The 5,463-nt window shown below is 73.5% G+C and carries 4 protein-coding genes; 1 reads left to right on the top strand and 3 read right to left on the bottom strand.

All coding sequences use genetic code 11. The annotated features are described in order from the left end of the window. The 3 genes from cyc2 to B7L92_RS24190 form a co-directional block, all read right to left on the bottom strand. Positions 1-1,937 (bottom strand): germacradienol/geosmin synthase Cyc2 (gene cyc2 / locus B7L92_RS24200; protein WP_081239545.1); only part of this gene is annotated, 1,937 nt, incomplete at its 3' end. 106 nt (positions 1,938-2,043) lie between these two features. After that, positions 2,044-3,222: a damage-control phosphatase ARMT1 family protein gene (locus B7L92_RS24195; protein ID WP_081239544.1), complete on the bottom strand. Its 1,179-nt coding sequence runs from the start codon at positions 3,220-3,222 to the stop codon at positions 2,044-2,046. A gap of 38 nt (positions 3,223-3,260) precedes the next feature. Beyond that, entirely contained in the window at positions 3,261-3,908 is a 648-nt protein-coding gene (locus B7L92_RS24190) for a ScbR family autoregulator-binding transcription factor (RefSeq protein ID WP_081239543.1), read from the bottom strand. A gap of 362 nt (positions 3,909-4,270) precedes the next feature. On the opposite strand from B7L92_RS24190, the gene B7L92_RS24185 reads away from it, so the two are divergent. Then, entirely contained in the window at positions 4,271-5,284 is a 1,014-nt protein-coding gene (locus B7L92_RS24185; RefSeq protein WP_081239542.1) for a substrate-binding domain-containing protein, read from the top strand. The last annotated feature ends 179 nt before the right edge of the window (positions 5,285-5,463 follow it).

The following is a 5,463-nucleotide window of genomic DNA, read 5'->3' as shown; positions in this document are numbered from 1 at the left end:
CCGAGGGCCCTCGGGTAGTCGCAGCCGAAGAAGGTCTGCACGACCAGGATCGCGTTGTGGATCTCGCCCTCGTACTCGATCTCCTTCTGGTACGAGAAGACGTCGTTCAGCAGGCAGGCGTAGTCGATGGCGGCGTTCTCCAGGGAGCGGACCGGACCGCTGCGGTAGACCTCGGGCGGGACGGCCGGGCCGTGGCCCATGCGGCACAGGCTCAGGGTGAGGTCGGATCCGAAGGTCTGGCGGCGCATCTCCAGGTAGTCGACCGGATCGGGGACACGGTGGTGGATCTGGTTGGCCAGCTCCCACAGCCAGCTCTCGGTCATGACGTTCACCGCGTTCTTCAGCGTGCCGCGCGCCTCGGGCGTCATGGCCGCCGTGGTCCGCGCCCACAGGTCGGTCAGGGCGCGCTCCATGGCGTTGACCGGGGGCGGCACCGGCTCGCCGTCGACCGGCATGCAGTCCGCCAGCCGTGCCGTGGTCAGCCGGGCGGCGGCCAGGTCGCGGCGGTGGCCGTAGACCAGCGGGTAGTAGTCGTCGCCGTAGGTGCCGAAGGCGAGCCACTGCGCGCTGAGGTCGAGCGCCTCCGGTGTGGCGTCCGGGTCGAGGCCCGCCGAGCACAGCGCGAGGTCGTAGGCGGCGAGCTTGTCCTCGTCCCACACGCCCTCGTGGAGGATGCCCGTGCCGTGGCACCAGTCGACCAGGTGGGCGCGGGATGCGTCGAGGTGCGGGCTGAGTCCGAGCGGGAACGGCATGCGGATGTCGGGGATCAGGGACGGACCGACCTTCTGGTACGGCACATGGGTGTGGGCCCGCGTCCTCCGCCACGGCGCGGACGGCGCGGGAGGTGCTCCCGGAGCCCCCGGGGCGGCGAGCAGGGCGCGTACGTCGGCGGCGGAGGTCCCGGGCCCGCCCGGCCCGACCGGGGCCGCCCAAGGGGCGGTCGTCCGCGCGCCCTGGTTCATGTAACGGCTGGAGCGCAGGTGCCACTCGTGGCCGCCGGACTGCCAGTCCTGCAGCCCCTTCGCGTACGCCGCCACGGCCGCGACCTGGTCCGGGGTGAGGCCCTTCTCCAGGGCGACCGCGGGGACCTCGGTGAACGCCGTGTGCTCGAACTGGTGGAGCCGCGAGGTGAGCACGTCGTTGACGGTGTCGGCGGCCTCCTGGGTGCTACAGCCGAAGAAGGTCTCCAGGACGAGGACGCCGTTGCTGAGCTCGCCCTCGTCCTCGACCTCCCGCTGGTAGGAGAACAGGTCGTTGCGCAGGTGCACGGCGTCGGAGAACGTCTCCATCAGCACCCTGAGCGGCCTGGTCCCGGCGACGGCGGCGGGCACCTCGGCGGTCGCGTACTCCACCAGCCCGGCCGACCAGGGGGCGCCGCCCACCTTGCGGCGCATCTCGATGTACTCGACGGGGTTGGCGATCCGCCCCTCGTTGATGTTGGACAGCTCCCACAGGGACTCGTTGAGGAGGTGCTCGGTGGAGAGGGCGAACCGGCGGCGCCAGTCGGCGGACATCGCCGGCACGGTGCGCGCCCACAGGTCGGCGAGGCCCGCCTCGACCGGGTTCTCCGGTTCGGGGACGGGCGCCGCCGGGTCCGCGGGCATGAACAGCGGCAGCCGGTCCAGGTGGGCCTTGCCGCCGTCCCGGTCCTGGGTGCGCTTGAACCTCTCCAGGAAGTGGTCGTCGAAGAAGAAGACCCACACGTACCAGTCGGTGATGAGGGAGAGGGCGGGCCCGTCGCAGTCGGGATGGGTGTAGGCGCAGAGCAGGCCGTAGTCGTGCGCGTCGAGATCGGCCTGCTCCCAGACCCCGGAGCCTTCCAGCATGCCCATCTCGCGCGCCCACGCCGTCGAATGGGCCCGGGCCTCGTCGACGTGCGGGTTGAGCCGCGCGGGGTGCGGCAGGTAGAAGTGCGGGAGTTCGAACGGCTGCGTCATGGCCGGGCCCTACCCGTGGGCCGGTGGCGGCATCCACCGGCCCGGACGTGATCACACCATCGCGTGAACCGGCGTCATATCGCCACAAGGACCCGCCGGTCCGGCCCTAGGCCCGGACCTGGATCAACGCGTGCGTGCCGCCGGTGCGCCAGCGCTGCCCCTCCGCGGCGACGAGCGCGGCCTCGGTCTCGGGGGCCAGCCCGGTGATCACGTCGGACTTCAGGGTGCGCAGGGCGGCGACCGGCCCGGGGAAGTGGGCGGTGACGTCCGCGAACGGCGTGGTCGGCGGCCAGTGCCGGTCGCCCACGAGGCGGCGGTAGTTGAGGTCGCCCTTGACGAGTGTGACCGCGGCCCGGGCGAAGTCGGCGCGGAGGTCGTCCGGCATCCGGTCGTAGGGCAGCGGGGAGCAGGAGAACGGGTGCGCGCGGAGGGTGAGGCGGCCCTCGGAGAGGGCGGTCCACAGACCGCGCCCGTACGCGGCCGCCGCGCCTCCCGCGGCGGTGAGCCGGCGCAGCGCGTCCACGACGTCGGCGGGGGTGGCGTCGGAGACGTAGTACGGGTGGGGCTTGACGTGCAGCACCGCCCGGCCGATCCGGCCGTGGGCCAGCAGGTGCGCGACGAGCAGCAGGTCCGGGACGAGTTCGCGTCCGGCGTTGTCGGCGACCAGGCACAGCGTGCCGCCGCCGGCGGTGTCGAGCAGCGACCACAGGCGCTCGCTGTCGTCGGCCACCAGACCGGGCACGGGCGTCGTCTCCTCGGCGCCCTCGGCGGACAGCCGGAAGCTCAGGTCGGCGCGGTTGCCCCACAGGGAGCCGTGCAGCAGGGCGCGGGCCCGTTCCTCCGCCGGCCGGGCGGCGAGGTCGTCGAGCGCCGCGAGCTCCTCGTCGGTGGCGGGCGAGTGGAGTTCGGCGAGTTTGGAGGGGCGGAAGGGGTCGATGCCCTGCCAGGGCCCGGGGCCGAAGTAGCCCACCGCGTCCAGCAGTCGGCGGTAGAACCAGCTCTCGGACCACAGCCAGGGCACGTCGTACCAGGAGCGTCCGGCGTGGGCGTCCATGCCCCAGGCCTCCCACCGTTCCCGGTCGTGCGCGTCGGCGGGGAGGGGTTCGACCTCCCCCTCGGTGCAGTTGGCCAGCAGGGCGTCGAGCGCGCGCTGCTGCCGGGGCTCGTACGGGAAGGCCTCGCGCACCTGCCGGATGATCGCGGGGTGCCGCTCGGCCAGCACGCCGTGGGGGAACGAGCCGGGCTCGTTGCCGAGGATCACGGGGGCGGTGGGGTTGTCGGGCATGCGGCTCACCGTAACGCGCCCGTCGCCGGGGCCGCGCGTCACACCGGCGCGGTCTCCCGCTCCAGCCGTGCGGCCAGGCTGAGGTACCGCGCGCGCCGGGTCACCGGGACCAGGCCCCGGATGAGGATCTGCCACATCTCGGCCGTGCGGCGCGGCTGCCGGGCGGCGGGTTCGCGGGAGCGGCCGACGACCCGGGTGCCGACGAAGAAGCAGACGAGGGAGTGGGCCACCACGTCGAGGTCGACGTCCGGCTGGACGTCGGACTCCTCGGCGGCGCCGAGGAGCCGGGCCGCGACGATGTCCGTCCACTCGGTGAACGGATGGCTGAGCGGTGGGCGGGGCCGGGCGCCGCCGGTGGCGAGCCGGAGGCCGGCCCGCAGCACGGGGTCCTCGGCGGACCTGCGGGCCATGGAGAAGGTGAGGCGCATCAGCGCCTCCAGGGAGGTGCGGCCCCGGATCTCGGTGTCCCTGGCCAGTCGGCGGCAGGTGGCGGACTGGATCTCCAGGATGGCGTGGGCGAGGTCCTCCTTCGCGGCGAAGTGGAAGTAGAGGGCTCCCCGGGTGACCCGGGCGTGCTCGACGATGTCGCCGAGACTGGTCCCCTCGTATCCCTGCCGGTCGAACAGGTCGGCAGCCGCCGTGATGATCGTCGCGCGGGTCTGCTCGGCGCGTACCTGCCTCGCCATCGACTGGACTCCTGAGCCGGAAACGAACGGGGCGTGCCGCTTGTCCTTCACTCCGCGTACACGATAACTCACCCTATGGCAGCGCCCGTCGGCCGGTGGTGCGGACGCCCGAAGTCGCGCCGGGCGCTCCGCGCCGTCCGGCGGTCCGGGCGCGGCGGCGCCGTCACCGCCCTCCCCCGTGCCCCACGATTCATCACAATGCGGCAGCGACACCTCACTTCACGTGGCCGTTCACTTGACGACCGGTGGTTCGACACGGTTGGCTCCGGGCCAGCGAGAGTCATCCGGCCGGCGCACACCCGTGGTTCCGTCCGCGCTCTCCCCTGCTCTTGCTCTGCCGCACAGCGAGGTCCGCACCCCTCATGAACACTCGTCCCCCGTCGCACCGCTTCACCGGACGCCCCCTCCGCCTCGCGGCCCTGGCCGCCGCCGTCGGTCTGCTGGTGGCCGGCTGCTCGTCGTTCGGCGGGGCCGACGGCGCCTCGGGGCCGGAGAGCGCGGGGGCCGCCGGCGCCGGAGGGATGAGGGTCACGATGGTCACCCACGGGGCCGAGGGCGACGCCTTCTGGGACCGGGTGCGGAAGGGCGCCGAGGCGGCGGCCGCGAAGGGCGGCATCGACCTGACGTACGTGAGCGACCCGGACCCGGCGGGACAGGCCGAACTGGTGCGCAACGCGGTCCGGGACGACGTCGACGGCATCGCGCTGACGCTGGCCAAGCCGCAGGCCATGAAGGGGCCGGTCGGCGAGGCACGGGCCGCGGGCATCCCCGTGGTCGGGCTCAACTCCGGCATGGACGCCTGGAAGCCGGCGGGGCTGCTGGGGTACTTCGGCCAGGACGAGGGCGGGGCCGGCCGGGCCGTCGGCGACAAGCTCGACGACCTCGGGGCCGAGCACGCCCTGTGCGTCGTCCACGAGCGCGGCAACGTCTCCCTGGAGGCCCGCTGCGCCGGGATGAAGAAGGCGTTCGGCGGCACGACCGAGAACCTCTACGTGAACGGCACCGACATGCGCACCGTCTCCGGCATCGTCACGGCCCGGCTGCGGCAGGACCCGACCATCGACGAGGTCGTCACCATGGGGGCGGAGTACGCCCTCGTCGCCGTCGAGGCCGCCGAGAAGGCGGGCAGCAAGGCCCGGGTCGCCACCTTCGACCTCACCGAGGAGGTGGTCGCCGCCGTGCGCAAGGGCGACGTGCAGTTCGCCGTCGACCACCAGCCCTATCTGCAGGGCTACCTCGCCGTGGACGCGCTGTGGCTGCACCGCGCCAACGGCAACGTCAGCGGCGGGGGCGCGCCCGTGCTCACCGGGCCGGCGTTCGTGACGAAGACCAACGCCGCCTCGGTCGCCGGGTTCGCCGCCAACGGCACCCGCTGACGGAGACCCCCCGTGCGGACGCCCTCTCGGGATCCGGTCGTGTACGGACCGTACGGCCGCGGGTACGGATAGCATCCTGCGCACCACCCGTGCCGTACCGGACGCGCGCCCACCCCTCGCGCCCGTCCCCCGCGGCCGTACGGTCCGTACACGACCGGATCCCGAGAGGGCGTCCGCAC

The sequence above is a fragment of the Streptomyces viridosporus genome (genome assembly GCF_002078235.1).
Taxonomy (GTDB): domain Bacteria; phylum Actinomycetota; class Actinomycetes; order Streptomycetales; family Streptomycetaceae; genus Streptomyces; species Streptomyces viridosporus.
This window is presented reverse-complemented; position numbering and strand designations above follow the sequence as displayed.

Bases quoted from the DNA above. Each gene is read 5' to 3' on its own strand.
- B7L92_RS24195 (WP_081239544.1), bottom strand. From the start codon at position 3,222: ATGCCCGACAACCCCACCGCCCCCGTGATCCTCGGCAACGAGCCCGGC.
- B7L92_RS24190 (WP_081239543.1), bottom strand. From the start codon at position 3,908: ATGGCGAGGCAGGTACGCGCCGAGCAGACCCGCGCGACGATCATCACG.
- B7L92_RS24185 (WP_081239542.1), top strand. From the start codon at position 4,271: ATGAACACTCGTCCCCCGTCGCACCGCTTCACCGGACGCCCCCTCCGC.